Source organism: Leclercia sp. UBA5076, from assembly GCF_002416465.1.
In the GTDB taxonomy this organism is placed as follows: domain Bacteria; phylum Pseudomonadota; class Gammaproteobacteria; order Enterobacterales; family Enterobacteriaceae; genus Enterobacter.
In genome coordinates this window covers 330709-357055 of sequence record NZ_DIAO01000008.1, presented here as the reverse complement: position 1 = coordinate 357055, position 26347 = coordinate 330709, and the positions used below count along the sequence as shown (strand labels likewise).

Below are 26347 nucleotides of genomic sequence, written 5' to 3'. Positions count from 1 at the left end.
CCGGTCGGGGGTTCTCATCCCCACCCACAGGCGAGCAACATGCGAAAAAAAAGCCCGCATTTGCAGGCTGGCTCTTCTATAAATATAGCGGTGAGGGGGGCATTCGAACCGCCGATAGGTTGCCGTATACACACGTTCCAGGCCTGCGCCGACGGCCAATCGGACACCTCACCATCTTGTTTTGCTGCCTTTCCTCTCGGGGGCAACGGGGCGCTACTATAGGGAGTCAGGCTAAAACGGTCAAGCAGATTTTCTGCTTTACTGCGCGTTCGGTTAAGCAATAAGCAGCTCCACGGTTTTCAGGCCGTGGAGCGGGCGATTAACGTTGTGAATCGAGTGCTTCCCCGTTCTTTACGACCTCTTGCGCTTTACCGTAGCTTTCAATCAGCAGCTGATAAGCCGGGAAGATATGGGTATAGACTTCTGCCCACTGCGATGCATCTTCACGATTCCAGGTGCGCTGGATCTCCGAGGCGACGGCGGCGGTATCCATCGGTACGACGCCAGCCTGGACGATACGCGCCAGGGTAATCTCCTGCGCCATTTTGCTGTAAGTGCCTGACGCATCGATCACCGCAAACACCTTATAGCCGTCGGCCACCGCGCTGATCGACGGGAAGGCCATGCAGACGCTGGTAATGGTACCGGCGATAATCAGCGTCTTGCGCCCGGTCGCCTTCACAGCAGCGACGAAGTCCGGATTATCCCAGGCGTTAATCTCACCCTTACGCGCCACGTACTGCGCATGGGGTGCATTGGCGTGGATCTCCGGGATCAGCGGCCCGTTTGGCCCTTGCGGTACGGAGGCAGTGGTGATCACCGGGATATTCGCAAGAGTAGCGATTTTTGCCAGCGCCGCGGCGCGGGCACGCAGTTCCGGCATCGGCATATCACCCACGGTCTGGAACAGGCCGCTCTGGTGATCGATAAGCAACATCACCGCATCATCGACATCAATGGCCGGACGGGCGCCGTTAAAGTTAGCAGGGGTAGACATGATTCTCTCCTTTATTACCTTCAGATCTGGCCGAAGCGGCCGGAATTGAAATCGCGAACGGCTTCGGCGATTTCGCTTTTACTGTTCATCACAAACGGGCCGTAGCCGACGATGGGTTCATTCAGCGGCTCCCCGGCCATCAGCAGCACTTTGGCATCGCTGCTGGCTTCCAGATGCAGCTTCTCCCCTTGCTGGCTCAGTACCACCAGCTGGGCTTCACCTGCCTGTGCGACGCCGTTCACCGTCACGCTGCCCTCCAGCACCACCAGCGCGGTGCTCCAGCCCTCAGGTTGGCTGAGCGTAAGATGGCTACCCTGATGCAGGGCGATGTCCCAGACGTTCAGCGGGGAGTAACTGTGCGCCGGACCGGTGGTCTCCTCGTAGCGTCCGGCGATCACCCGTAGCGATCCGCCGTCGTCAGGTAGCGTCACCACCGGGATCTGACGTTTTGTGATGCTCTGATAGCCCGGCGCCGTCATCTTGTCCTTCGCGGGCAGGTTGACCCACAGCTGCAACATTTTTAGTTCCCCTCCGTTTTGCGCAAAGGCCCTGGAGTGGAACTCCTCATGCAAAATGCCGGAGCCTGCGGTCATCCACTGCACGTCACCCGGGCCAATCACGCCGCCTTTACCGGTGGAATCGCGGTGTTCAACTTCGCCGGAATAGACGATGGTCACTGTTTCAAAGCCGCGGTGCGGGTGCTGGCCCACGCCGCGTTTCGCGCCATCCGCCGGGAACGAGTAAGGCCCGGCGTAATCCAGCAGTAAAAATGGGCTCAGTGGCTCACCATGGGTCTGGTATGAAAACATCGAACGCACCGGAAAACCGTCGCCAACCCAGTGCGGCCGGGGTGCGGTATAAATGCCTGTTACGTTTTTCATCGGTTTCTCCTGATGTTCTGTTGATGTAATTAGCTTATATTCAGGGTTAATATTCCGGTAGATAGTGAAAATGACATGCACTGTTCCATTTATGGAACGATGAGGACGTTATGCAGGATCTCAATGATTTCGCGTGGTTTGTCAAAGTGGTCGAGTACGGCGGTTTCGCGGCAGCCGGGCGGGCGCTCGATCTGCCAAAATCCCGGCTCAGCCGACGGATTGCCCAACTGGAGGCTCGGCTTGGGGTACGTCTGATCCAGCGGACAACGCGGCAGTTTACGGTTACTGAAGTGGGGCAGACCTTCTATCAACACTGCAAGGCGATGCTGATAGAAGCCGAGGCAGCGGAGGAGGCGGTCGCGGCCTTGCAGGCGGAACCGCGTGGCCTGGTGCGGATCACCTGTCCGGTCACGCTGCTGCACGTCCACGTCGGGCCGATGCTGGCTAAGTTTATGGCGCATTACCCCGGTATTAATCTGCAGCTTGAGGCGACCAACCGGCGGGTGGATCTGGTGGCGGAGGGTGTTGATATCGCCATCCGTGTGCGTCCTCGCCCATTTGATGACAGCGATCTGGTGTTGCGGGTGCTTGCCGACAGAGGGCACTGCCTGGTGGCGAGTCCGCAGTTGATCCAGCGTCTGGGTGTGCCGGCCACGCCATCGGAGCTCAGCGCCTGGCCGGGCCTGAGTCTGGGGGAGGGGAGACAGGTTCATAAGTGGGCGCTAAGCGGGCCGGAGGGGGCAAAAGCGGAGATCCATTTTCAGCCGCGCCTGATGACCACCGATATGCTGGCGCTGCGGGAGGCGGCGATAGCGGGCGTGGGGCTGGTGCAGTTACCCATTTTGATGGTCAAAGAGCAACTGGCGTCCGGGACATTAATAAAAGTGCTGGAAGAGTGGGAGCCACGCCGGGAAGTGATCCATGCGGTCTATCCCTCCCGGCGCGGGCTGTTGCCGTCAGTCAGGACGCTGGTGGATTTTTTGACCGGGGAGTATGCGCGGATGGTGGAGGAGTGAGGCCGGGTTTGGGTTTCGTAGGTCGGGTAAGCCTGGCGCCACCCGACGCTTCCAGAGCGCGCGGTATTGCATTAAGGCAAAATGCCTGATGGCGCTGCGCTTATCAGGCCTACGGAATCGAGGCTGGATTTGGGTTTCGTAGGTCGGGTAAGCGTAGCGCCACCCGACATGTACTGGCTGTCGCCAGTTGTCGAACCCCGGTCGAGGGTTCTCATCCCCCCAGCGGAGAATATAAAAGAAAAAAGCCCGTACTTTCGTACGAGCTCTTATCTCGAATATGGCGGTGAGGGGGGGATTGACTCGCTGCGCTCGCCGTTACTCGGCCCATCCATGGGTCTCGCCCCTTCGGGGCCAACGCAAGCGTTGTTCAAAAACGCTCCCTGCGTTTTGTTCGGGCAGCCTGTTCGCTGCGCGCTCAGTCTGTCCAACTGGCTGCGCCAGTTGTTGAACCCCGGTCGGGGGTTCTCATCCCCCCACAGGCGAGCAACATGCGAAAAAAAAAGCCCGCATTTTCATGCGAGCTCTTCTTTAAATATGGCGGTGAGGGGGGGATTCGAACCCCCGATACGTTGCCGTATACACACTTTCCAGGCGTGCTCCTTCAGCCACTCGGACACCTCACCATATTGTCATCCCGTTGTTGCTGGGACGGGCGCTAATGTAAGGAAAAGCCTGACTTACGTCAATCAACTTTTTCAGTAAATTAGCGCGTTCAGACAAACTTCAGCCAACATGATTTTTAATTGCGCTGAAAGTGCCTTTTTTATCAGCAACGACCGCACTCGCAAAATTTGTTATGCTGCAATCCAGTTGATAATGAACATAAAACAGCGCAACAGAAGGCAATCGCAATGGATATTATTTTTTATCACCCAACATTTGATAACGCTTACTGGATAAAAACACTTTCGGCGGCGCTGCCAGGCGCCCGGGTTCGGGAGTGGAAGCGCGGCGATAACGAACCCGCAGATTATGCGCTGGTGTGGCACCCTCCGGTTGAGATGCTGCAGGGGCGAAACCTGAAAGCGGTGTTTGCCCTTGGGGCAGGGGTGGATTCCATCCTCAGCAAGCTCAAGGCGCACCCGGAAATGCTGGCGGAGTCGATCCCCCTGTTTCGCCTGGAAGATACCGGCATGGGCCAGCAGATGCAGGAGTATGCGGTCAGCCAGGTGCTGCACTGGTTCCGCCGCTTTGACGATTATCAGGCGCTGAAACAGCAGGCCCGCTGGGAGCCGCTGGCCGACTATCAGCGCGAAGATTTTACTATCGGGATCCTCGGGGCCGGGGTGTTGGGATCGAAAGTGGCCGAAGCGCTGGCACCGTGGGGCTTCCCGCTGCGCTGCTGGAGCCGCACCCGTAAAGACTACCCTGGCGTCACCAGCTTTGCCGGGAAGGAAGAGTTACCGCAGTTTTTAGACGGCACGCGGGTGCTGATTAACCTGCTGCCGAATACGGCTGAGACGGTTGGGATCATTAATAAGGCGCTCATCAACCAGCTGGCGGACAACAGCTACCTGATGAACCTGGCGCGTGGCGTACACGTGGTGGAAGCCGATCTGCTGGCGGCGCTGGAGAGCGGCAAGCTGAAAGGCGCGATGCTGGATGTCTACAGCAAAGAGCCGTTACCGGCGAACAATCCCCTGTGGGCGCACCCGCGCGTGGCCATGACGCCCCACATTGCGGCGGTGACGCGTCCGGCAGAAGCCATCGACTATATCGCCCGCACCATCTCGCAGCTGGAGAAGGGCGAACAGGTTACCGGGCAGGTCGACAGACAGCGCGGTTACTGAGTTATACCCGGCGATTGCCGGGTTTTTGCTGATAAACGCCCGTGATAACTGCTATCCTTTGGGAAACACGAGAGGAGAGAACGATGTACCCCGTTGACCTGCATATGCACACCGTCGCCAGTACCCACGCCTACAGCAACCTTCATGACTACATCGCCCAGGCAAAACAAAAAAACATTAAGCTCTTTGCGATCACCGATCATGGTCCGGATATGGCGGATGCGCCGCACTACTGGCACTTTGTGAACATGCGCATCTGGCCGCGGGTGGTGGATGGCGTCGGGATCCTGCGCGGCATAGAGGCCAACATCAAAAATACCCAGGGCGACATTGACTGTACCGGCCCGATGCTCACCTCTCTGGATCTGATCCTCGCTGGTTTCCATGAGCCGGTTTTCGCACCTCAGGATCAAGCCTCCCATACCGAGGCGATGATCGCCACTATCGCCAGCGGTAACGTACATATCATCAGCCATCCGGGGAACCCGAAATACCCGATTGATATCCAGGCGGTCGCGCAGGCGGCGGCGGAGCATCGCGTGGCGCTGGAGATCAACAACTCCTCCTTTATTCACTCCCGTAAAGGGAGCGAAGCAAACTGCCGGGCAGTGGCAGCTGCGGTGAAGGAGGCGGGTGGCTATGTGGCGCTGGGCTCCGATTCCCATACCGCCTTCACGCTGGGCGATTTTAGCGAATGCCGCAAAATCCTCGACGCGGTGGACTTCCCGGAAGATCGCATCCTGAACGTCTCCCCGCGCCGGCTACTCGATTTCCTGGCGTCGCGTGGCATGGCGCCAATCAATGAATTTGCTGATTTTTAACTGTGTAATGGACTAAATAAATGAATGAGTTTTCCATCCTCTGTCGCGTACTGGGTTCTCTCTATTATCGCCAGCCGCAGGATCCGCTGCTGGTGCCGCTGTTTACCTTGATCCGCGAAGGCAAGCTGGCCCAGAATTGGCCGCTTGAGCAGGATGAATTGTTGCTGCGTCTGCAAAACAGCTGCGACATGCAGCAGGTCGCCGCCGACTACAATGCGCTGTTTGTTGGCGAGGAGTGCCGCGTGCCGCCGTATCGCTCTGCCTGGGAAGAAGGCGCTACCGAAGCCGAAGTACGCGCATTTCTCTCTGAACGCGGGATGCCGTTGACCGATACCCCAGCCGACCATCTCGGCACGCTGCTGCTGGCGGCGTCGTGGATTGAAGATCATGCGGCGGAAGATGAAAACGAGGCGCTGGAAACCCTCTTCGGGGAGTATATCCTGCCCTGGTGCGGGACGTTCCTCGGGAAGGTTGAAGCGCACGCCACCTCGTCCTTCTGGCGTACCATGGCCCCACTGACTCGCGATGCCATTGCCGCGATGTGGGATGAGCTACAGGAAGAGAATGAAGAGTGATTTAGATCACTATCTGTATGTAACAGCAAATATCAATCTGCATATTATGTGTTCCTGATCTCATTTCATGGCCGCGTATCTGTTAAGATGCGCGCCATGAACATTCTACTTTCTATCGCAATCACGACAGGCATCCTCTCCGGTTTATGGGGCTGGGTTGCCGTCTCTCTCGGACTCCTCAGTTGGGCGGGCTTCCTTGGCTGCACGGCCTATTTCGCCTGCCCGCAGGGGGGCGTGAAGGGGCTGTTTATCTCGGCCTGTACGCTGATGAGCGGCGTGGCGTGGGCGATGATTATCATCCACGGCAGCGCGCTGGCACCCCATCTGGAAATCGTTGGCTACGTTATGACCGGCGTGGTGGCGTTTTTGATGTGTATCCAGGCGAAACATCTGCTGCTCTCGTTTGTGCCCGGCACCTTTATGGGCGCCTGCGCCACTTTTGCAGGGCAGGGGGAGTGGCGGCTGGTGGTGCCTTCGCTGGCGCTGGGACTGGTGTTTGGCTACGCCATGAAAAACAGCGGCCTGTGGCTGGCGGCGCGCAGGGAGAAAACGCGAAACGTCACGGCGTTGAGCGAATAAAAAAGGCGAGACCAGGGTCTCGCCTTTTTAATGCGCTTTCTGTCAGGATTCTGGCGGCGTCGACATCTCGCGGTATTTCACCAGAATATCGTTTTTCACTTCATTTTTGTTTTGCAGGTCCCACAATCCGCGATCGATACCGTCGTTAATCAGGAAGATCACCCCGGTTTCGATAGCAGACATCAGGCAGAGCATGACCGGCTCGTTAGAGGTATAACCGATTTCGCCCTCCAGCAGACGCTGGTAGTCGATGAAACGGAACACCCCGGCCTGCACTTCATACGAGAGAATGGTTTTGCTGGTGGTCACGGACGACAAAATTTCGCCGGTACTGACGTTGACCACACGCAGGTTCACCGCAATCTGGTCAAGCTGGTACTGCGTATCGCCGCCAATACCGAAATACCGGGCCCCCACACCGCCCGATTTCACGTTACTTTCGTAGCCGATAATCGAACCTTCAACCATCACGTTCGCCGCCGTGAGCGAATGCAACGGAATACGGTTGTTCATTGCCACGGTACCGTTATCCTGCGCAGCACGAATGATCTTACGTTCGTTGAGCAGGTTTTGCAGCCCCTGACGTTCCAGAGGAATAAACCAGCGAGAATCTTTTAACGCAGTGACCAGCATGGCGGTGGCGCTTTGCGGTACAGCCGTTGAGAAGTTACTTGCCGGATACGGTTTAAACTGCCCGGTTTCATCCTGAATATTATAAACCGACACGTAGATCTTACCCGTTGGCAATGGCAATTTGGTTAAATCACGATAGCTCTGGGCGCGAGGCATTAATGTCGGTTTCGCTGCTTCTTTCGGAGGAGCAGTTAAACAGCCGCTCAATAAGCACACTGCAACAAGGAGGAGAAAGCGCTGCATGATTATTATCCTTATCTCGACATTATTTAAAAGTCGGTAGAACCGCTTTGCAAGCCAGCAACCTGAATGGTGGACGTTTTCCCCGTTTTGCGGTCTGTCACGTTCAGCTGCATTTGTCCGTCCGCATTAGCGATGTCGACTATAAAGTCGCTGGTCACCATACGGCCGGGTTTGCCGGTGTTAATATTGGTCAGCAGCCCGCCCAGAACCTGGGCCTGGATTGCCTGGGTAAAGTTATCCAGCGCGCTCGGGGTTTCAAACCCGAAGTCGTCAGAATTTGGATCCGTATAAGAGTTTTGTGCCTGGGCCGAGTTTAAAAGAAAAGAACCGTTATTAGGGTTTCCACCAAAGTTCGGGTTGCGGAACTGGAAGGTCATATTTCCGGCCCAACTCAGAGATGGAATAAGCATTAAAGCTACAACTGCATGGACAACACGCATGGATGCCTCCGAATTAAAATTCGTCTGGTGCTAAATCGCCCGTACCCAGCAGAGCTTTATCGATCTGCAGGCGATTTAATGCCTCTTCGGTTTGAGCCAGAGCAAAGACCACATTTTTATCCAGGTCAGTTTTCGTGGGGTATAAAAAGGTCTGGAAAATAACGTCCTGATTAACCGTTATGGTGATCCAGCTTCCCCAACGTGCGCTGGGCCGTTCACTGATAGTTAAGTTACCGGGATAATCACTTTCCCATTTGTCGCTGAAGCCGCGATAAAAAGCATGGCCGACTGCGGAGACGGTGTGGTCAGTTAACAATCCCGGGATCTCTACTTCAACCGCATGAAGATTCCCGGCAGCAAGCCATAAGCCTGCTGCGGCAATCCAACTCACTGTGCGTTTCATAGGGTTAACGCCTGAGGTTATCATTTGCCCATGAAACCGCCTGAGTCCGGTTTTTGACAGCTATCTTCTTGAAAAGATTGTAAAGATGAGTCTTAACCGTATTTTCGCTGATAAATAACGAACGGGCGATTTCATTATTTGAAGCACCGATACGTAATTTATTCAGAATCTCTTTTTCGCGGTGGGTCAGCAAAGCGGACTCTGAACTGTTATAGCGATAATTTCCGGAGTGCGTTATGAGGTAGCTGGCAAGTTTCTGTGAAAAGTAACATTCACCACGCAGAACCCCCTGCAAGCCTTCAACCACGCGGGTTTCATCCTCATTGACGTAAAAGACGCCATTGATATGTGGCCAACTTTCAATATCCCTGAAGGGGTATTCTTCGGGCGTATTTAACAACAACACACGGATATTGTTGTTTTTCCTGCTTAAAATATCTTGCCAGTATTGGATAAGTTTTTTATCCGCTTCCATCATATCGAAAAGAATAATGCTGCCAGGCGCAATGTCATCGAAAGAGCGTTGAATGCTATGCAATTTTCCGCTCAACGTTAAACTATGCTTTAAATGCTGTAGTAAAGCTGTCGCTTGTAAAGAAGGTTTGGTCACTAACAATAAACTCTGACCATGCAAGCTATGGACTTCATTAAACATGATGAAACCCCTTTTTATGAAACACCTGGCAGTTGCCCCCAATATATTATTGGGGGCACCAGAAGTACTGACAGATGTTGCACTGCTGTGTGTAGAAGAAAGACCATATCCCTTAGAGAGAAGGGAAAATTAATTCGCAATGCCGAACTTCTGTTTTCAATCTAGCTTTAACGTTTTTTAAAGCAAGTGTTAAACGTGTAACAGGATGTAAAAATAAATATTACTTTGTAAAAAATGAGTTCATGAATTGATTAGAAATCATCAAAAAGTTGTACATTAAGATATTGGTGCACACATTTTAAAAGTCATACAAATTGGATTAAGTCCTTGATTTTTATAGGTAATATAAATTTTAGGCTATTAGCGATAAGGTATGAGCCAGGGCAAAACGCTAAGCCTATTTTTACAATGTGTAAACGCCTTAAGAAATCACGGACTTTGTCACGCAATCATGGATATATTCCGTTTTCTCTCTTCTGGACCAGCGAAACGGCAAATCCACGCATTTGCGGTTTTCCATTTCTGCAAAGTGAAAATGGTCCTTGCTGACCCTATGTAAAATCGTTGTATCGCCACGGTATTTAATTTTAATTAATACTTTGGGGTGAATGAAAGAATAAAAATACAACTGGCGGGTGAGATATTAAAATTGTTTCGGCAGACATACTCTTCATCGTAACGCCGGGTTAACAAAATATTTGCTCTTGTTAACGCAGTTATTATACCACCAGGTCCAGGGTGATAACATGAAGAACAAGTTGTTATTGATGTTGACATTACTGGGTGCACCTGGATTTGTTTTCGCAGCGACTGATTTAGCTTCGGCAGAATACAATTTCGCGGTTAATGAGCTGAGTAAATCCTCATATAACCAGGCTGCAATCATTGGACAAGCTGGCGTAAATAATAACGCTAACGTTCAACAACACGGCCAGAAATTGTTGTCTGTCGTTTCTCAGGAGGGCGGAAATAATCGGGCGAACATTGATCAATCAGGGAGTTATAACCTTGCCTATATTGATCAAAAAGGGAACTCGAACAATGCGAGTATTAATCAAGGTGCATATGGTAATACCGCAGTGATTATTCAGAAAGGTTCTGGTAATAAAGCGAATATTACGCAGTACGGTACGCAAAAAACGGCAGTTGTAGTACAGAGACAGTCGCAAATGGCAATTCGCGTAATCCAACGCTAGCTATTGAGCGATAATTAATCAATCCGATGGGGGCTTTACAATGAAACTTTTAAAAGTGGCAGTAATTGCAGCAATCGTGGTTTCTGGCAGTGCTATGGCTGGTTCTGTTCCACAGTGGGGTAATAACCATGGTGGTAATGGAAATAACAACGTCAGCCCAGAATCGCTGACCGTTTATCAATATGGTGGCCGTAACAATGTGGACGCTTTGCAAAGCGATGCCCGTGGCTCTGAAATCACCGTTCGTCAGAATGGCTTCGGTAACGATGCCGATCTGTCTCAGGGTGCTGACAGCAGCGAAATCAGCCTGACCCAGCGTGGCCAGGGTAACGAAGCAACCATCAGCCAGTGGAGTGGCCGTAACCTCTCTGCAACTGTAAGCCAGTCTGGTGGTCGTAACGAAGTCGATCTTCGTCAAACTATGAACGGCGCGTCTGCTAACATCACTCAGGTTGGCTTCGGCAACACCGTGACTGCTGGTCAGCACTAATACTGCCGCTGTACGTCGAAAAAACAGGGCTGAGGCCCTGTTTTTTTTTGGGGAGAAGATGATGAATACACTTTTATTACTTGCCGCGCTGACCAGTCAGATTACCTTTCAGACCACCACCGAAGGTGAGAACGTGACCATTATTCCTCAGGTGACCGTCACAGAACCGTGTTTATGCCAGGTGCAAATCCTCACCTCGCGCAGTGGCCCAGGCGGTCAGAGCACCTCGCGTCAACAAAACACCGTCTCATTACCGGCAAATAAAACGGTTAACCTTTCCCGTATGACCCTGAACTCCGGACCCAATGACAAGATAAACGTCATTGTGACGGTCTCGGATGGTAAGTCGTTGCATCTGTCGCAACAGTGGCCTCCGTCGAAAGCCTGATGTTCAAAATATTCATGAAATCAATATATTAATTAAAGTAGCGCGGATGTTATTCCATTGTTATTCTCATGTTGCTGGTGTCGCCGATGCCAGTCGACAGCCCTTCATGAGGGGCGTTGTTTAAGCGTCAGGGACGATATCAATGAGGATTACAATGATGGTTTCGTCCCATATCACCCTGGCCGCAGCCTTTGTTGCTGCGGTTACGCTTACGCCAGTCTGCACGGCCAATGTTATCCATTTTATCGGCCGGATTGTCGAAGAGCCTTGTAACATCACCCCTGATGCGCGCGCCTTAACCGTCTCCTGTCCGCAAAATAATAGAATGTCTGTTCAACAGGTCAGCTATAAAGAGGCGCTTGACGGCAGGGTGAATGCCGCAGATCTCGCCACTGTCAGCATGAAGTACATCAACCCGGAAAAATCGCTCGCCATCGTGCAGGTTGATTACCGCTGAGGCAGGGCCGTTTTCTGTCAACCGGACTTCCACAACCCAACCTCTGCGATACACTTAAGAAAAAACGGTATGCAGAGGTTGATTATGTACTCCCGAATTGAAGTCTTTCATGGTGATATCACCACGCTGCATGTGGATGTGGTCGTTAACGCAGCCAATCCTTCATTAATGGGCGGTGGTGGCGTGGACGGGGCTATTCATCGGGCGGCAGGACCCGCCCTGCTGGAGGCGTGTAAGCTGGTTCGCCAGCAGCAGGGCGAGTGCGCCCCGGGGCAGGCGGTGATTACGCTTGCCGGAAACCTGCCCGCCAAAGCGGTGATCCACACCGTTGGCCCCGTCTGGCATGGGGGCGAGCATCATGAAGCGCGGATCCTGGAAGAGGCCTACCGCAACAGCCTGAACCTGGCGGCGGCCAACGGTTATCAGACTCTCGCCTTCCCGGCAATCAGTACTGGCGTTTATGGCTATCCCCGCGCGGCGGCGGCTGAAATCGCCGTTAACACGGTTTCGGATTATCTCACCCTCAAGCCTCTGCCGGAGCGGGTATACTTTGTCTGCTATGATGAAGAAAATGCCCGACTATACAAGCGACTGCTTACCCAACGAGGACAGGAAACCGACGCATAACACGCGACTGGGACGCGCGATTGCACCGGTCAGCTCTTCACATCCTGGCCTTTGTGGGCTTCTCCCTCTTGATAACAGTCTTGACGCCTTCGCCTGCCGCTACCGGCTGGCGGAGATGGCGGAAAAGACGCTGGATGTGCAGTACTACATCTGGGAAGACGACATGTCTGGACGCCTGTTGTTTTCCGTCTTATTGTCCGCCGCCATGCGCGGCGTCCGCGTGCGCCTGTTGCTCGACGACAACAATACCCAGGGGCTGGACAGCATCCTGCGCCTGCTGGACGCGCATCCTAACTTTGATGTCCGGCTGTTCAATCCCTTTTCGTTCCGCTCCCTGCGCGCGCTGGGCTATCTCACCGATTTCGCCCGTCTCAATCGCCGGATGCACAACAAGAGTTTCACCGTGGACGGCGAGGTCACCATTATCGGTGGGCGAAACATCGGTGATGCCTATTTTGGCGCAGGTGAAGAGCCGCTCTTTTCCGATCTGGACGTGATGGCGACTGGCCCGGTGGTGCAGGATGTGGCCAACGATTTTGAGCGCTACTGGAACTGCGCCTCGGTCTCCACGCTCCAGCAGGTGCTGGAGCTTTCCGAGGCGGAAATTGAAGATAAAATTCATCCCCCCGAAGAGTGGTATCGCGACGACATCACCCGCCGATATCTGGATAAATTACAGTCCAGCGACTTTATTACCAATCTGGAAGCGGGCAATTTGCCGCTGATTTGGGCCAAAACCCGGCTACTCAGTGACGATCCGCGTAAAGGGCAGGGGCGGGCAAAACGGCACTCGCTGCTGCCGCAGCGCCTGATGGGGGTGATGGGCTCGCCAGTGCAGCAAATCGATATCATCTCCGCTTATTTTGTTCCGACCCGTGCAGGGGTGGCGCTGCTGCTACAGATGGTGCGCAAAGGGGTGAAAGTCGCCATCCTCACCAATTCGCTGGCAGCGAACGACGTCTCCGTTGTGCATGCCGGTTATGCCCGCTGGCGAAAAAAGCTGTTGCGCCACGGCATCGAGCTTTATGAACTAAAGCCCATTCAGGATGGCGTACCGCCGGCGCACGATCGCGGGATCACCGGGAACTCCGGCTCCAGCCTGCATGCCAAGACGTTCAGCGTCGACGGCGAGAAAGTGTTTATCGGTTCACTTAATTTTGATCCCCGTTCAACCATGCTCAATACCGAGATGGGCTTTGTCATTGAAAGCGAGAAGCTGGCAAGGATGATCCATACCCGGTTCGTGCGCAGCCAGCGCCATGAAGCCTGGCAACTCCGGCTGGATAAAATGGGCCGTCTGAACTGGATTGAGCGTAAGGACGGGAAGGAGATCGTGCATAAAAAGGAGCCCAAAACCCGCTTCTGGCAGCGGATGCTGGTGCGTCTGGCCTACTGGCTGCCGGTAGAGTGGTTGCTGTAATGACGCGCCGGTTCAGCGACCGGCGCGCAACGGCTTAGCTGGTAACCTGCGGTGATTTTTCCGCCTTGGCGGCCGGTTTGCCGGAAAAGAGAAAGCGCAGCAGCGGAATACGCAGATGAATTTCATATAGCGCAATGGCAATGCCTACCACAAACACCAGCCCACAGATAAAGCCAAGCAGATTTGAGCTGATATGCGGCGTAATGTAGGCGCCAAAGAAGAGCGTTAACGGATGGTGCACCAGATAAATGAACAGCGAGGCGTTGACGAAATAGGTGACGCGCGCCGATTTAAAGTTCAGCAGGCGGTGTCCCAGCGCAAAGACCACATTCACCATCCACAGCCCCAGCAGCATGGTGATCACGCTTTCGGTTTCATACATCCAGGCATCGCCGCTGCCATAACGCTGGTTGAGCAGATACGCGATAAATGCCAACAACGCCCCGAGGGCGCAGCCGCGTGACGGCGTGGTAAACAGCGCTTTCAGCTTCGGATGCACAAACGCCAGGGCGCCAATCAGGAAGAAGGGCAGGTAGAAGAGGGTCTGCATTACCACAAAATTAAACAGGCCGTCGCTGAGGATCGGTGACCAGACGAGTAAAAGCGTGCGGCGCAGCGCGGCATAGATGATACCCAGGATTAAAAACAGCACCGACAGCTTGCCCCAGGTGATATCGCCAAAAAAGGCGTCCGACCGGGCGCTGAGATGCTGGCGCATGCGGCTGAAGAGCCACAGGCTGACCGTGGTCATCACCACCAGCACCAGCAGGAACCACAGATGAGAGACCAGTTCCCAGGCGAGGGTGTTGTATTTATCGTACAGCGACAGGGTGTGCCAGCTATCCGCTTTGCCTTTGACATGTTGCAGCATGATGAATTGCGGCAGCGTCAGCAGGGGGATGGCGGTAAGCATCGGAATACCGACGCGCTCCACGCGCACTTTCCACCAGCGTTTAAGCGGGTAGCGTAAAAAAAGCATGTAAGAGAAGTAGCCCGAAATAACGAAAAAGACCTGCATCCGGAAGGAGTGGATAAAATCGTTAAACAGCGTCAGCCACCACGACGACTCCGCACTATTGACGTGCCAGACGTGGCTCGAATAAATCAAGGAAATGTGAAAAGGGATCCCCAGCAGCATGAGCCATGCCCGGATGGAATCAAGGAAATATTCGCGTTGTGCGGGTACGGTACTCATATAACGTTGCGCATTCTCAGACTTTTCGTCTTATCCCTAAGACCAATAGTGTTTACATTCGGTGCCAACCCTACACGAAGTCTGACACACTGTCTCCAGGATAAGCACGCAAAGTGAAAACGGGTTACTTTCACTTGCTTAAACCATGAGCCAGCACGCTGAACAAAGCGGTGATTATGTTGTCGGAATGCCTGATTTTCCATTAAAATGGATCGGATCGATATAAGCACACAAAGGGGGAAGTGCTTACTTATTATGAAACATAAACCACAAATGATGAAAATGCGTTGGTTAGGAGCGGCAGTCCTGTTGTCTCTGTATACCTCATCGGCCCTGGCCTTTACCATCGACGATGTCGCAAAACAGGCAAAATCGATGGCCAGTAAAGGGTACGAAGCGCCAAAAAGTAACTTACCCTCCGTTTTCCGCGACATGAAATATGCGGACTATCAGCAGATCCAGTTTAATCACGATAAAGCTTACTGGAATAAAATTAAAACCCCGTTCAAGCTCGAGTTTTATCATCAGGGGATGTACTTCGACACGCCTGTCACCATTAATGAAGTGACCGCTAACGCGGTACGCAAAATCAAGTACAGCCCGGACTACTTTAATTTCGGCAATGTGCAACACGATAAAGACACCGTGAAAGATTTAGGCTTCGCGGGCTTCAAAGTGCTTTATCCCATCAACAGTAAAGATAAAAACGACGAAATTGTCAGCATGTTGGGGGCAAGCTATTTCCGTGTGATTGGCGGCGGCCAGGTTTATGGCCTCTCTGCACGCGGTCTGGCGATTGATACCGCGCTGCCTTCCGGGGAAGAGTTCCCACGCTTTCGCGAGTTTTGGATCGAACGTCCAAAACCAACCGACAAACGCCTGACCATCTATGCGCTGCTGGATTCCCCGCGCGCAACGGGCGCCTATCGCTTTGTCATTATTCCTGGCCGCGATACGGTGGTCGACGTGCAGTCTAAAGTCTATCTGCGCGATAAAGTCGGCAAACTGGGCGTTGCTCCGCTGACCAGTATGTTCCTGTTCGGGCCAAACCAGCCTTCTCCTGCCACCAATTTCCGCCCGGAACTGCACGACTCTAACGGTCTGTCGATCCTTGCTGGCAACGGGGAGTGGATCTGGCGTCCGCTGAACAACCCGAAACACCTGGCGGTAAGCAGCTTCAGCATGGAGAACCCGCAGGGGTTTGGCTTGCTCCAGCGTGGCCGTCAGTTCTCCCGCTTTGAAGATCTGGACGATCGTTACGATCTGCGCCCAAGCGCCTGGATCACTCCGAAAGGCGAGTGGGGCAAAGGCAAAGTGGAGCTGGTAGAGATCCCAACCAACGACGAAACCAACGACAACATCGTCGCGTACTGGACGCCGGACCAGCTGCCGGAAGCCGGTAAAGAGATGAACTTCAACTACAGCATCACCATGAGCCGCGATGAAGACAAGCTGCATGCGCCGGACAACGCGTATGTTCTGCAAACCCGCCGCTCAACAGGGGATGTGAAACAGTCCAATCTGATTCGCCAGCCTGATGGCACCATCGCGTTTGTCGTTGATTTCACCGGCCAGGATATGAAGAGCCTGGCACCGGAAACCCCGGTCACCGCTCAGGCGAGCATTGGTGACAATGGTGAGATCGTTGAGAATAGCGTGCGGTATAACCCGGTCACCAAAGGCTGGCGTTTAACCCTGCGCATTAAAGTGAAAGACGCGAAACAGCCGACTGAGATGCGTGCCGCCCTGGTCAACGCCGATCAGCCGTTGAGTGAAACCTGGAGCTATCAGCTACCTGCCAATGAATAAGATAACTGAGTATATCGATGCCATGCCGCTGACCGATATCGAGAAGGCGGCACTGCCGAAGGGTGACATCAGCGCGGTTCACACCGCGCTGGATGCCGATCATCATCCGTTCACGCGTGAAGATGATACCCCGCTGGGCTCGGTTAAAAGCCGTCTCGAACAGGCCTGGCCCGATTCACTGGCTGAAGGCCAGCTGATCCGCGATGACGAAGGGCGCACCCAGCTTGAGGCGATGCCGAAAGCGACGCGCTCCTCCATGTTCCCGGATCCCTGGCGCACCAACCCGGTGGGCCGTTTCTGGGATCGCCTGCGCGGCCGCGACACCAATCCGCGCTATCTCTCTCGCCTCTCTAAAGAGCAGCAGGCCAGCGAGGAAAAATGGCGTACCGTCGGCAGTATTCGCCGCTACATCCTGCTGCTGTTGACCATCGCGCAGACCGTCGTCGCCACCTGGTATATGAAGACGATTCTTCCTTACCAGGGCTGGGCGCTGATCAATCCGGCCGATATGTTCGACCAGGATCTGCTGGTCTCGTTTATGCAGCTGCTGCCTTATATTCTGCAAAGCGGCATCCTGCTGCTGTTCGCCATCCTCTTCTGCTGGGTATCGGCCGGTTTCTGGACCGCGCTGATGGGCTTCCTGCAGCTGCTGATAGGCCGGGATAAGTACAGCATTTCGCACTCTACGGTGGGGGATGAACCCCTCAATCCTGAACACCGTACCGCGCTTATCATGCCTATCTGTAACGAAGATGTGGATCGCGTTTTTGCCGGCCTGCGCGCCACTTGGGAGTCGGTGAAAGCTACCGGTAACGCCGAACACTTCGACGTTTACATCCTGAGTGACAGCTACAACCCGGACATCTGCGTGGCAGAACAGAAAGCGTGGATGGAGCTTATTGCCGAAGTGCAGGGCGAAGGGCAGATCTTCTACCGCCGTCGTCGTCGTCGCGTGAAGCGTAAAAGCGGTAATATCGATGACTTCTGCCGTCGATGGGGCAGTCAGTACAGCTATATGGTGGTGCTGGATGCCGACTCGGTGATGACCGGTGAGTGTCTGACGGGCCTTGTGCGCCTGATGGAAGCGAACCCGAATGCCGGGATCATTCAGTCTTCGCCGAAAGCGTCGGGCATGGATACGCTGTACGCGCGTTGCCAGCAGTTTGCGACCCGCGTCTACGGGCCGCTGTTTACTGCCGGTCTGCACTTCTGGCAGTTGGGTGAGTCGCACTACTGGGGGCATAACGCCATTATCCGCGTGAAGCCGTTCATTGAGCACTGTGCGCTGGCGCCGCTGCCGGGTGAAGGCTCGTTCGCGGGCTCGATCCTGTCGCACGACTTCGTGGAAGCCGCGCTGATGCGTCGTGCCGGTTGGGGGGTGTGGATCGCCTATGACCTGCCGGGCTCCTATGAAGAGTTGCCGCCAAACCTGCTGGATGAACTGAAGCGTGACCGCCGCTGGTGTCACGGGAACCTTATGAACTTCCGTCTGTTCCTCGTGAAAGGGATGCACCCGGTACACCGCGCCGTCTTCCTGACCGGCGTAATGTCCTACCTCTCCGCGCCGCTGTGGTTTATGTTCCTGGCCCTGTCGACTGCCCTGCAGGTGGTACACGCCCTGACCGAGCCGCAGTACTTCCTGCAGCCGCGCCAGCTGTTCCCGGTCTGGCCGCAGTGGCGCCCTGAGCTGGCGATAGCGCTCTTTGCCTCGACGATGGTGCTGCTCTTCCTGCCGAAGCTGCTGAGTATTGTGCTCATCTGGTGCAAGGGCTCGAAGGAGTACGGTGGTTTCTTCCGCGTGACGCTCTCCCTGCTGCTGGAGGTCTTATTCTCCGTGCTGCTGGCGCCGGTGCGTATGTTGTTCCACACCGTCTTCGTGGTCAGCGCCTTCCTCGGCTGGGAAGTGGTCTGGAACTCGCCGCAGCGTGACGATGACTCTACGCCGTGGAGCGAAGCGTTTATGCGTCACGGTTCGCAGATGCTGCTCGGTCTGGTCTGGGCGGTGGGCATGGCGTGGCTGGACTTGCGCTTCCTGTTCTGGCTGGCGCCGATTGTCTTCTCGCTGATCCTCTCCCCGTTTGTGTCGGTGATTTCAAGCCGTTCGACGGTGGGTCTGCGCACCAAACGCTGGAAGCTGTTCCTGATCCCGGAAGAGTATTCACCGCCGCAGGTGCTGGTTGATACAGACAAGTATCTGGAGCTCAACCGCAGTCGTTCGCTGGAAGATGGGTTTATGCATGCGGTGTTTAACCCGTCATTCAACGCCCTGGCCATCGCTATGGCGACTGCCCGTCACCGTGCCAGCCGTGTGCTGGAGATCGCCCGCGATCGTCACGTTGAGCAGGCGCTGAACGAGACGCCAGAGAAGCTGAACCGCGACCGTCGTCTGGTGCTGCTAAGCGATCCTGTCACCATGGCGCGGATGCATCATCGTGTCTGGGCCGCCCCGGAGAAATACTCTTCGTGGGTGAACTATTACCAGACGCTGAAGCTGAATCCGCAGGCATTGAAAGCGAAGTGATGTGTCGGAAGGCGCTACGCTTACCCGGCCTACAAAATCTGTAGGCCCGTGCAAGCGCAGCGCCGCCAGGCAAATAAATACCGGCCCTGGAGCCGGTATTTTTATCTTTTGAGGTACTGGATGAGATTTTTCATCGTCATCACAATGGCGCTATTACTGAGCGGCTGCGGCAGTATCATTAGCCGGACGATCCCAGGTCAAGGACACGGCAATCAATATTACCCGGGCGTGCAATGGGATGTCCGTGACTCCGCATGGCGCTACCTGACGATACTCGATCTGCCGTTCTCCCTGGTCTTCGATACGCTACTGCTGCCCATCGACGCTCAGCACGGGCCCTATGAATAATTAACGTTCGTCCCACTCATCCGCTGCGGTTTGTCCCTCTTCGGTATCCAGCGGCGGCTCAAGCTGGAATTCACCCTCATCCCATTCATGCAGGGTGTTCTCTTCCAGCCACTCCTGACGCAGCTCAATCTCGTCATAATCGCCATCAAACACCGCCTGAGCCGCTTCGCCGCTCAGTACGGGCAGGCACTCGCCGTCTTCGCCGTCATCGGCAAAAAATTCGGCCTGCCACATAATGTCCCCATCCTGCATGACATATTTCTGGATATTGAGTTGCTCAATATTCGCGTCTTCTTCCTCAATGCCGGGATTATCGGCGAGAAACTCTTCGCGCGCGGCATCAATCGCTTCCTCTAAAGTGGCAAACATAGTCATCGGCGTCTCCCTGTGAATTGACGTGGTGTTCAGGGAAAGAATAGCTGATTCTCCATAATTGCAAGTATGAAAGCGGCAAAAGCCTTCACGCAGCGGTCTTAATCGGCGGCAGAGACCTTATCTGATTCCGGAATAGCCCTGGGTCGGCGCACGGCACGGGACAGACTGAACCACGAATAGATCGCGTTGAATAGCACCACGCAGGCGGTGACGATAAATACCGCGCGAAAACCGTAGCTGGCGGCAATACCGGCCCCCAGAAGAGGGCCGGTGACGTTGCCGATATCGCGGAACGACTGGTTGTAGCTGAAGATTCGTCCGGCAATCTGATTGGTAGAGTTATAGACCAGCAGGGTCTGCACCGCAGGCAGCAGGGCACCATCGGCCGCCCCGAGTAAAAAGCGCAGAACACCCAGCTGCCACGGGGATTGCACAAATGACATCGGGATGAGGAGCAGCACAGAGATCACCAGCGCGACGATCAGGATCCTTTCCGGACCAATCCGATCGCCCAGTTTCCCTAGTCGCGGGGCGCTGATCAGGGCGGCCACGCCGGGCACCGAGGCAATCATGCCGCTGATAAAGGCGATATTGCCCACATGCCCGGCCAGGTCGCGCACGTAGAGCGTCAGGATCGGCGCAATGGAGCCGGTAGCGACCTGAATAATCATGGTGGTGACAAACAGGCTGATGACCAGGCGAGGATTTTTAAGGGAGGCAAAGACCTCGCGGGCATGCAGCATCTCTTTTTTCGGCACCGGGGTAAAATTTTCCCGGATGCAGAATAAGGTCACCAGGAAGCAGGCAAACAGTACCCCCGCGGTGATAAAAAATACTGGCCGCAAACCGTAGCTGTCCGCCATTAATCCCCCGGCCAGTGGGCCAAGCAGGGCGCCGCTTACCGCACCAGTAGAGAGTGTTCCCAGCGCCCAGCCGCTTTTATGGCGGGGGATCTGCGTGGCGATAAGCGCGTTGGCATTAGGCACAAAGCCGCCCAGCAGACCCAGTAGCGCGCGCAATACCAGAAACTGCCAGATGTTTTGCGCCAGCCCCATCAGCAGCATGATGATGGCCATTCCCAACGCCGAACGCAGCAGCATAATCTTGCGCCCTTTGCGGTCGGCCAGCCCGCCCCAGAAAGGGGAGGCGATAGCGGAGAAGAGAAACGTGATGCTGAATACTAGCCCGGACCACATATTGAGCGCGCTGTGGCCGCTGACGCCGAGTTGTTCTACGTAGAGCGGCAGAAAAGGCATCACCAGGCTAAAAGCGGCGCCCGTGAGAAAGCAGCCCAGCCAGGCAACCATAAGGTTCCGCTTCCAGTTTATTGGCGTTTCTGAGGGAGACATAGCTATCCGCGTTATGATGCGCGACGGCATCATTTATAAAAGAAGGTAATAAGCCTGCTAATTATGCGCCTGGGTGATGGTTGCTGCAATGACGGAGAGCATTATAAGCTTAAAGAGCAGTGCGGCCCGGAGGCCGCAGGGGAGGATTAATAGCGGGAAGGGACACCTTCCGGACGGGTTTTAAAGCGGCGATGTAGCCACATGTACTGTTCGGGCGCCAGCAGAATGCACTTTTCCACTACCTCATTCATCCACGCGGCAGTGGTTCTGGCATCATCCAACGGCGGGGAGCACTCCGGTTCCAGCATCATCAGCTCGTAGCCCTTGCCGTCAGGTTTGCGACGCGGCACAAAAGGAACAATCGCCGCGTTCGACAGACGGGCCAGCGTCCATGTGCCGGTGGTGGTAGCTGCCTCGTCGACCGCAAAGAAGGGCACAAAGACGCTGGCGGTTGGGCCGTAGTCATGATCTGGCGCGTACCAGATCACCTCCCCGGATTTCAGGGCGCGGATCATCCCCTTGAGATCTTTACGGTCGATCATGCTCTTGTTGGAGCGCATCCGCCCCCAGGTCTGCAGCCAGTCGATCACCGGGTTGTCGTTCGGGCGATAGACGCCAATACCGGGCGCCTGCATGCCAAACATCCGCGCGCCGATCTCCAGCGTCAGAAAATGGACGCCGATCAGCAGAACGCCAGTTTTATTGGCCTGCAGATTGTGCACCGGATCCATGCCGGTGCCGGTCACTTCCGTCCAGCGCGCCATACGCTTATTGGACCAGAACCAGGCCATTCCGGTCTCCATCAGCCCCATGCCAACGGATTCAAAATTTTTCACTACCATGGTGTCGCGCTCGTGCTCGCTCATCTCCGGGAAACAGAGTTCCAGATTACGGCGGGCAATGCGGGCGCGGCGGGACATAAAGCGCATCGCCAGTCGACCCAGACCGCAGCCAAGACGGTAGATCAGCGGGTAGGGCAGCTGCACCAGTAACCATAATAAACCGATGCCAGCCCAGGTCAGCCAGTAACGAGGATGTAGAAGCGCAATGGAAAATTTAGGGAGTTGAGTCATGTCGTTCCTGTTTGTGATACGTCCTGTTGGCGTAGTGTCGCATTTTTCCATTGATAACCAAAATGCATCGCTATGGAATGGTCATGAATAGAGCAAATGTTATACCCTCGGCATTTTAACGTGAGAAATGTAGCGCAAAATGAAGGGATGTAAATTCCCAATGTTTGCTATATGATGCCGACCGATTTTCATTCTCATACGATTGCAGGAACCGTACACCATGCCAGTGTTACACAACCTCATTTCGAACGAAGAGCTGAAAGCGCGCATGTTGGCTGAAACCGAGCCGCGCACGACGATCTCGTTCTATAAATATTTCACCATCGTTAACCCGCAGGCTACCCGCGACGCGCTGTACAAGGCGTTAACCGCGCTGAACGTCTTTGGCCGTATCTATCTGGCCCATGAGGGCATCAATGCTCAGATCAGCGTGCCTGAAAGCAGGCTCGATGAGCTGCGCAGCTTCCTCTATGGCTTCGATCCGGCTCTGGACGGCCTGCGCCTGAATATTGCGCTGGTCGATGATGGTAAATCCTTCTGGGTGCTGCGCATGAAGGTGCGGGAGCGCATTGTGGCGGACGGCATTGATGACCCGACCTTTGATGCCAGCGACGTGGGCGATTACCTGAAAGCGTCAGAAGTGAACGCCATGCTGGACGATCCTGACGCCGTGTTTATCGATATGCGTAACCACTATGAATATGAAGTGGGCCATTTCGAAAACGCACTGGAAATCCCGGCAGATACTTTCCGTGAGCAGCTGCCAAAAGCCGTTGAGATGATGCAGGAGCATAAGGACAAAAAAATTGTCATGTACTGCACCGGCGGGATCCGCTGCGAAAAAGCCAGCGCCTGGATGAAGCACAACGGCTTTAACAAGGTGTGGCATATCGAAGGCGGGATCATCGAGTATGCCCGTCGCGCCCGCGAGCAGGGGCTACCAGTGCGCTTTATCGGCAAGAACTTCGTCTTTGACGAGCGCATGGGTGAGCGCATCTCTGATGATGTGATTGCCCACTGTCATCAGTGCGGCACCGCCTGCGACACCCATACCAACTGCAAAAATGACGGTTGTCATCTGCTGTTTATTCAGTGTCCGGCCTGCGCTGAGAAGTTTAACGGCTGCTGCAGCGAGTTGTGTAGCGAAGAGAGCATGTTGCCTGAAGAGGAGCAGCGCCGCCGCCGTGCCGGGCGCGAAAATGGCAATAAGATCTTTAATAAGTCGCGGGGGCGTCTGAATACCCGCCTGGGCATTCCTGACCCGGAGTGACCCTGAAACCTTGCCCGGTCGCGTGACCGGGCGAGGGTATTATTTCTGCTGAACCCCTTCTACCGAAATGATCAGCTCTACGTCCTGCGACGCCGGGCCCAGATCGGTAGTGATGTTGAAGTCTTTCAGGTGAATTTTACCTGATGCCTCAAACCCGGCGCGTTTCCCGCCCCACGGATCGTCACCCTGACCAATCAGTTTTGCATCCAGCTTAACCGGTTTCGTTACGCCGTTCAGCGTCAGGTTGCCGGTAATATCCAGCCCGTCACCATCCTTTTTCACCTCGGTCGAGGTAAAGGTCGCCTGCGGGTATTTCGCCACGTTGAGGAAGTCTGCGCTGCGCAGATGCTTGTCGCGCTCGGCGTGGTTAGTATCGAGGCTGTTGGTGTTCAGGGTGACATTGACTTTATCATTCGCCGGATTGCTCTCATCAAAGGTAAATGAGCCATCGAAATCCTTGAATGTGCCGTACAGCCAGCTGTACCCCAGATGCTGAATACGGAAGTTCACAAAGGCGTGCTGGCCTTGTTTATCAATTTTGTAGTCCGCTGCCACGGCGGCGCCGGTTGTGAACAGCAGAGACGCTAAGGTTAATCCCAGCAGGCTTTTCTTCATTTTATGCTCCAGAGTCAGGGGACGCTTTGCCCAACATACGTGTCAGGGTGGCGTCTTTGTCGATAAAGTGATGTTTCATGGCGGCAAGTCCATGTAATACGGAGAGAATAACTACGCCCCAGGCCAGCCATAAATGCACGGATCCAGCCAGATCGGCCTGGGGGCCGGCATCGGCCAGCAGGGCGGGGACGTCAAACAGGCCGAAGACACTGATAGGTTTTCCGTCAGCGGTGGAGATCAAATAGCCGCTGATCAGGATGGCGAAAAGCAAGGCGTACAGGGCGATATGGGCGGCGGCAGCGCTAATACGTGTAAAGCGAGTCTGGCTTTTCAGCGCCGGCGGAACAGGGGAGATATGGCGCCACAGCAGCCGCACCACCAGCGCCAGCATCAGCATAAAGCCGATGCTTTTGTGCAGCTCCGGTGCCTGGTGATACCAGCCATCGTAATAGCTCAGGGTCACCATCCAGAGGCCAAGACCAAACATGCCGTAAACCGCAATCGCCATCAGCCAGTGCAGACTCATGGAAATAACGCCATAGCGTGTGGGGGAATTTCGCACCTGCATTTTGAGCACCATTATTAATTCGCAAGCGCTAAAAATGGCGTGAGCAAAACATTAATGCAAATGATATTTACACATATTCAATATTAATTTTATTTGTTCGATTATTTTGAATGAATATTAGAAATGATAGTCAATGGCGCTGTTAATGATTTGCCGGAGCGGCTGATTTTTGGCGGGTTGTGACATTTTTATGATGTTCAAATAATTTATGGGGAAATTATAGTTATTTTAAGAAATGTCAGTTTTTGTCAATGAATCTCATCAGAAAAATACAATGTAAAGAATATCGAGGACTGCTAACAGCGACCACAGCAAAATATAGAGCATCAGGTGCTCGCGAATATTATTGACCAGATAGTTAACGATACGACGCATGAGAAAACCGGTAAAAAGATGCATGAAAGGCTTCGGAAACCCGAAGCCTGACACCATTATCGGCTAAAGCGAGACAGGGAGAAAGGCGTGAGATCAAACGGCGGCGCGATATTCTGAGAGAATTGCGCGGCAATTTCACCCAGCACGCTGGCAAACTTGAACCCGTGCCCGCTCAGGCCGGTGATCAGCAGCGTATTATCATGACCCGGCAGGGTATCGATGATGAAATCTTCGTCCGGCGTGTTGTCATAGGTACAGGTTGCACCGTGTAACAGGCCGCCGATACCCGGCAGTACATTGCGCAGGAATTTGAATGCTTCAGAGCCATCTCCAGGATACGCGCCAAACGGCTTACGCTCTTCCGGCGAGTTAATCACCTGCCCGCCGTTATGTTTGCCGATCTTCAGGGCATCTTTTTCGGACGGGAAGCCGTAAAACTGGTCGCCGTCAGGCAGTTCGCCGGTAAAGGCAGGGAAGTGATTCTGATGGCTGTAGCGCCCGTCAGCCTGGAACCAGGAGAAAACTTTGCGTACCGGCTGCACCGGCAGGCCGGGAACCAGACGTGAAACCCAGGTGCCGGCGCTTACCAGCAGGCGGCTTGCGCTGTAGGGGCCTTCCGGGGTATCAACGGTGACGCCGTCCTCATGATGGGTAATGGCGCTCACCGGGCAGTTAAACAATTGGGCGCAACCGGCCTCTTTGGCCAGCGCAATCCAGGTTTTAATCGCCAGTTCGCTGCGCAGTACGCCCGACCCGGATTCATACAGGCCGATATAGTCCGCCGGGACGTTGATCTCAGGCCAGCGCTTCATGATCGCTGCCGCGTCCAGTCGTTCAAGATTGAGGCTGAACTGGCGGGCGCTCTGTTCAACGGTCGCCAGAAATGGCGAGTCGGAGGGCCCAAGATTGACTACCCCCGTGCGTTCAAAGACCGGCTCACCGCTGATTTGCACCAGTTCATCCCACAGCGCCTGCGCCCGTAACACCAGCGGCACATAGCGTTCACCTTCGCCGTAAGCGTGGCGCATCAGACGGGTATCACCGTGGTGGCTCCCTTCGGTGTGGGGCGGCATATGGGCATCGATCATCAGTACGTTCTGACCGGCTCGCGTTGCGTAATAGCCTGCCGCCGCGCCGACAGATCCGCTGCCAATAATAATAAGATCGTATTTCATGAGGCTCTCTTTACGCGTTTCGTTGGTTAGCAGGGTAATTAAGAAGGCAGGGTTATACAAGGG

General features: G+C 54.5%; 29 protein-coding genes and 1 tRNA gene. 15 read left to right on the top strand and 15 right to left on the bottom strand.

Translation table 11 applies throughout. The annotated features are described in order from the left end of the window. Positions 1-319 precede the first annotated feature (319 nt). Positions 320-997, bottom strand: coding sequence for an isochorismatase family protein (locus tag B3X29_RS09225; protein WP_103179037.1), 678 nt, complete (start codon positions 995-997; stop codon positions 320-322). A 20-nt stretch (positions 998-1017) separates the two neighbouring features. Beyond that, a complete protein-coding gene (locus B3X29_RS09220; RefSeq protein ID WP_159339158.1) occupies positions 1018-1878 on the bottom strand; it encodes a pirin family protein in 861 nt (286 codons plus the stop codon). A gap of 110 nt (positions 1879-1988) precedes the next feature. Here B3X29_RS09220 and B3X29_RS09215 point away from each other — a divergent pair, with 110 nt between their 5' ends. Next, positions 1989-2894, top strand: coding sequence for a LysR family transcriptional regulator (locus B3X29_RS09215; RefSeq protein WP_103179039.1), 906 nt, complete (start codon positions 1989-1991; stop codon positions 2892-2894). A gap of 535 nt (positions 2895-3429) precedes the next feature. Here the strand turns inward: B3X29_RS09215 and B3X29_RS09210 are convergent. After that, a tRNA-Ser gene (locus B3X29_RS09210) sits at positions 3430-3517 on the bottom strand. A 228-nt stretch (positions 3518-3745) separates the two neighbouring features. Here B3X29_RS09210 and ghrA point away from each other — a divergent pair. The 4 genes from ghrA to B3X29_RS09190 all read left to right on the top strand — a co-directional run bounded on the left by ghrA (position 3746) and on the right by B3X29_RS09190 (position 6659). Beyond that, the gene (gene ghrA / locus B3X29_RS09205; RefSeq protein WP_159339157.1) at positions 3746-4684 is read left to right on the top strand and encodes a glyoxylate/hydroxypyruvate reductase GhrA; all 939 of its coding nucleotides are present in this window, start codon (positions 3746-3748) and stop codon (positions 4682-4684) included. Between the two features lie 83 nt (positions 4685-4767). Continuing rightward, positions 4768-5505, top strand: a complete 738-nt coding sequence (locus B3X29_RS09200; protein ID WP_159339156.1) for a phosphatase — start codon at positions 4768-4770, stop codon at positions 5503-5505. Positions 5506-5525: 20 nt separating this feature from the next. Beyond that, the gene (locus B3X29_RS09195; protein ID WP_159339155.1) at positions 5526-6080 is read left to right on the top strand and encodes a TorD/DmsD family molecular chaperone; all 555 of its coding nucleotides are present in this window, start codon (positions 5526-5528) and stop codon (positions 6078-6080) included. 96 nt (positions 6081-6176) lie between these two features. After that, positions 6177-6659: a DUF1097 domain-containing protein gene (locus B3X29_RS09190; protein WP_201304715.1), complete on the top strand. Its 483-nt coding sequence runs from the start codon at positions 6177-6179 to the stop codon at positions 6657-6659. A 42-nt stretch (positions 6660-6701) separates the two neighbouring features. On the opposite strand, the gene csgG is transcribed toward B3X29_RS09190, so the two are convergent. The 4 genes from csgG to csgD are packed head-to-tail and all read right to left on the bottom strand — an operon-like array spanning position 6702 to position 9033. Beyond that, positions 6702-7535, bottom strand: a complete 834-nt coding sequence (csgG, locus tag B3X29_RS09185; protein ID WP_039032323.1) for a curli production assembly/transport protein CsgG — start codon at positions 7533-7535, stop codon at positions 6702-6704. 26 nt (positions 7536-7561) lie between these two features. Next, complete coding sequence (csgF, locus tag B3X29_RS09180; protein ID WP_103179044.1) at positions 7562-7975, bottom strand: curli production assembly/transport protein CsgF; 414 nt, start codon at positions 7973-7975, stop codon at positions 7562-7564. A 13-nt stretch (positions 7976-7988) separates the two neighbouring features. Then, entirely contained in the window at positions 7989-8378 is a 390-nt protein-coding gene (csgE, locus tag B3X29_RS09175; protein WP_103179045.1) for a curli production assembly/transport protein CsgE, read from the bottom strand. Positions 8379-8382: 4 nt separating this feature from the next. Then, complete coding sequence (csgD, locus tag B3X29_RS09170; RefSeq protein WP_103179046.1) at positions 8383-9033, bottom strand: biofilm master transcriptional regulator CsgD; 651 nt, start codon at positions 9031-9033, stop codon at positions 8383-8385. Between the two features lie 746 nt (positions 9034-9779). Here csgD and csgB point away from each other — a divergent pair. From csgB to B3X29_RS09140, 6 genes are all read left to right on the top strand, one after another. Beyond that, complete coding sequence (csgB, locus tag B3X29_RS09165; protein WP_103179047.1) at positions 9780-10229, top strand: curli minor subunit CsgB; 450 nt, start codon at positions 9780-9782, stop codon at positions 10227-10229. 40 nt (positions 10230-10269) lie between these two features. Further along, the gene (gene csgA / locus B3X29_RS09160; RefSeq protein WP_180210919.1) at positions 10270-10719 is read left to right on the top strand and encodes a curli major subunit CsgA; all 450 of its coding nucleotides are present in this window, start codon (positions 10270-10272) and stop codon (positions 10717-10719) included. Between the two features lie 61 nt (positions 10720-10780). Then, the gene (gene csgC, locus B3X29_RS09155; protein ID WP_103179049.1) at positions 10781-11107 is read left to right on the top strand and encodes a curli assembly chaperone CsgC; all 327 of its coding nucleotides are present in this window, start codon (positions 10781-10783) and stop codon (positions 11105-11107) included. 154 nt (positions 11108-11261) lie between these two features. Beyond that, entirely contained in the window at positions 11262-11564 is a 303-nt protein-coding gene (locus B3X29_RS09150) for a type 1 fimbrial protein (protein ID WP_233210502.1), read from the top strand. 84 nt (positions 11565-11648) lie between these two features. Continuing rightward, positions 11649-12191, top strand: coding sequence for an O-acetyl-ADP-ribose deacetylase (gene ymdB, locus B3X29_RS09145; protein ID WP_103823683.1), 543 nt, complete (start codon positions 11649-11651; stop codon positions 12189-12191). Continuing rightward, positions 12127-13611: a phospholipase D family protein gene (locus tag B3X29_RS09140; protein ID WP_201304722.1), complete on the top strand. Its 1485-nt coding sequence runs from the start codon at positions 12127-12129 to the stop codon at positions 13609-13611. The genes ymdB and B3X29_RS09140 overlap by 65 nt, the downstream gene beginning before the upstream one ends. A gap of 34 nt (positions 13612-13645) precedes the next feature. On the opposite strand, the gene mdoC is transcribed toward B3X29_RS09140, so the two are convergent. Further along, the gene (mdoC, locus tag B3X29_RS09135; RefSeq protein ID WP_159339152.1) at positions 13646-14806 is read right to left on the bottom strand and encodes a glucans biosynthesis protein MdoC; all 1161 of its coding nucleotides are present in this window, start codon (positions 14804-14806) and stop codon (positions 13646-13648) included. Between the two features lie 273 nt (positions 14807-15079). Between mdoC and mdoG the strand changes: the two genes are divergently transcribed. The 3 genes from mdoG (at position 15080) to B3X29_RS09120 (ending at position 19484) form a co-directional block, all read left to right on the top strand. Next, entirely contained in the window at positions 15080-16615 is a 1536-nt protein-coding gene (mdoG, locus tag B3X29_RS09130; protein ID WP_139156330.1) for a glucans biosynthesis protein MdoG, read from the top strand. Continuing rightward, on the top strand, positions 16608-19136 hold the full coding sequence (mdoH, locus tag B3X29_RS09125; protein WP_103179055.1) for a glucans biosynthesis glucosyltransferase MdoH: 2529 nt from the start codon (positions 16608-16610) through the stop codon (positions 19134-19136). Before mdoG ends, mdoH begins: the two co-directional genes overlap by 8 nt. 120 nt (positions 19137-19256) lie before the next feature. Beyond that, positions 19257-19484 carry a YceK/YidQ family lipoprotein gene (locus B3X29_RS09120; RefSeq protein ID WP_103179056.1) on the top strand — a complete coding sequence of 76 codons (228 nt, stop codon included), beginning with the start codon at positions 19257-19259 and terminating at the stop codon, positions 19482-19484. On the opposite strand, the gene B3X29_RS09115 is transcribed toward B3X29_RS09120, so the two are convergent. The 3 genes from B3X29_RS09115 to B3X29_RS09105 all read right to left on the bottom strand — a co-directional run bounded on the left by B3X29_RS09115 (position 19485) and on the right by B3X29_RS09105 (position 22281). Continuing rightward, positions 19485-19859 carry a MysB family protein gene (locus B3X29_RS09115; RefSeq protein ID WP_103179057.1) on the bottom strand — a complete coding sequence of 125 codons (375 nt, stop codon included), beginning with the start codon at positions 19857-19859 and terminating at the stop codon, positions 19485-19487. 98 nt (positions 19860-19957) lie between these two features. After that, positions 19958-21208, bottom strand: a complete 1251-nt coding sequence (gene mdtG / locus B3X29_RS09110; RefSeq protein ID WP_103179058.1) for a multidrug efflux MFS transporter MdtG — start codon at positions 21206-21208, stop codon at positions 19958-19960. Between the two features lie 146 nt (positions 21209-21354). Next, positions 21355-22281, bottom strand: coding sequence for a Kdo(2)-lipid IV(A) acyltransferase (locus tag B3X29_RS09105; RefSeq protein ID WP_103179059.1), 927 nt, complete (start codon positions 22279-22281; stop codon positions 21355-21357). Between the two features lie 220 nt (positions 22282-22501). Here B3X29_RS09105 and B3X29_RS09100 point away from each other — a divergent pair, with 220 nt between their 5' ends. Further along, positions 22502-23551: a rhodanese-related sulfurtransferase gene (locus tag B3X29_RS09100; RefSeq protein WP_290526730.1), complete on the top strand. Its 1050-nt coding sequence runs from the start codon at positions 22502-22504 to the stop codon at positions 23549-23551. 39 nt (positions 23552-23590) lie between these two features. Here the strand turns inward: B3X29_RS09100 and B3X29_RS09095 are convergent, their stop codons facing one another. The 4 genes from B3X29_RS09095 to solA all read right to left on the bottom strand — a co-directional run bounded on the left by B3X29_RS09095 (position 23591) and on the right by solA (position 26284). Beyond that, complete coding sequence (locus B3X29_RS09095; protein WP_103179061.1) at positions 23591-24166, bottom strand: YceI family protein; 576 nt, start codon at positions 24164-24166, stop codon at positions 23591-23593. Position 24167: 1 nt separating this feature from the next. Further along, on the bottom strand, positions 24168-24734 hold the full coding sequence (locus B3X29_RS09090; RefSeq protein ID WP_103179062.1) for a cytochrome b: 567 nt from the start codon (positions 24732-24734) through the stop codon (positions 24168-24170). Positions 24735-24995: 261 nt separating this feature from the next. Next, positions 24996-25109: a YceO family protein gene (locus B3X29_RS09085; RefSeq protein WP_103181065.1), complete on the bottom strand. Its 114-nt coding sequence runs from the start codon at positions 25107-25109 to the stop codon at positions 24996-24998. Between the two features lie 56 nt (positions 25110-25165). Further along, positions 25166-26284 (bottom strand): N-methyl-L-tryptophan oxidase, encoded by a 1119-nt coding sequence (gene solA / locus B3X29_RS09080; protein WP_159339151.1) that lies wholly within the window; start codon positions 26282-26284, stop codon positions 25166-25168. Positions 26285-26347: the final 63 nt, after the last annotated feature.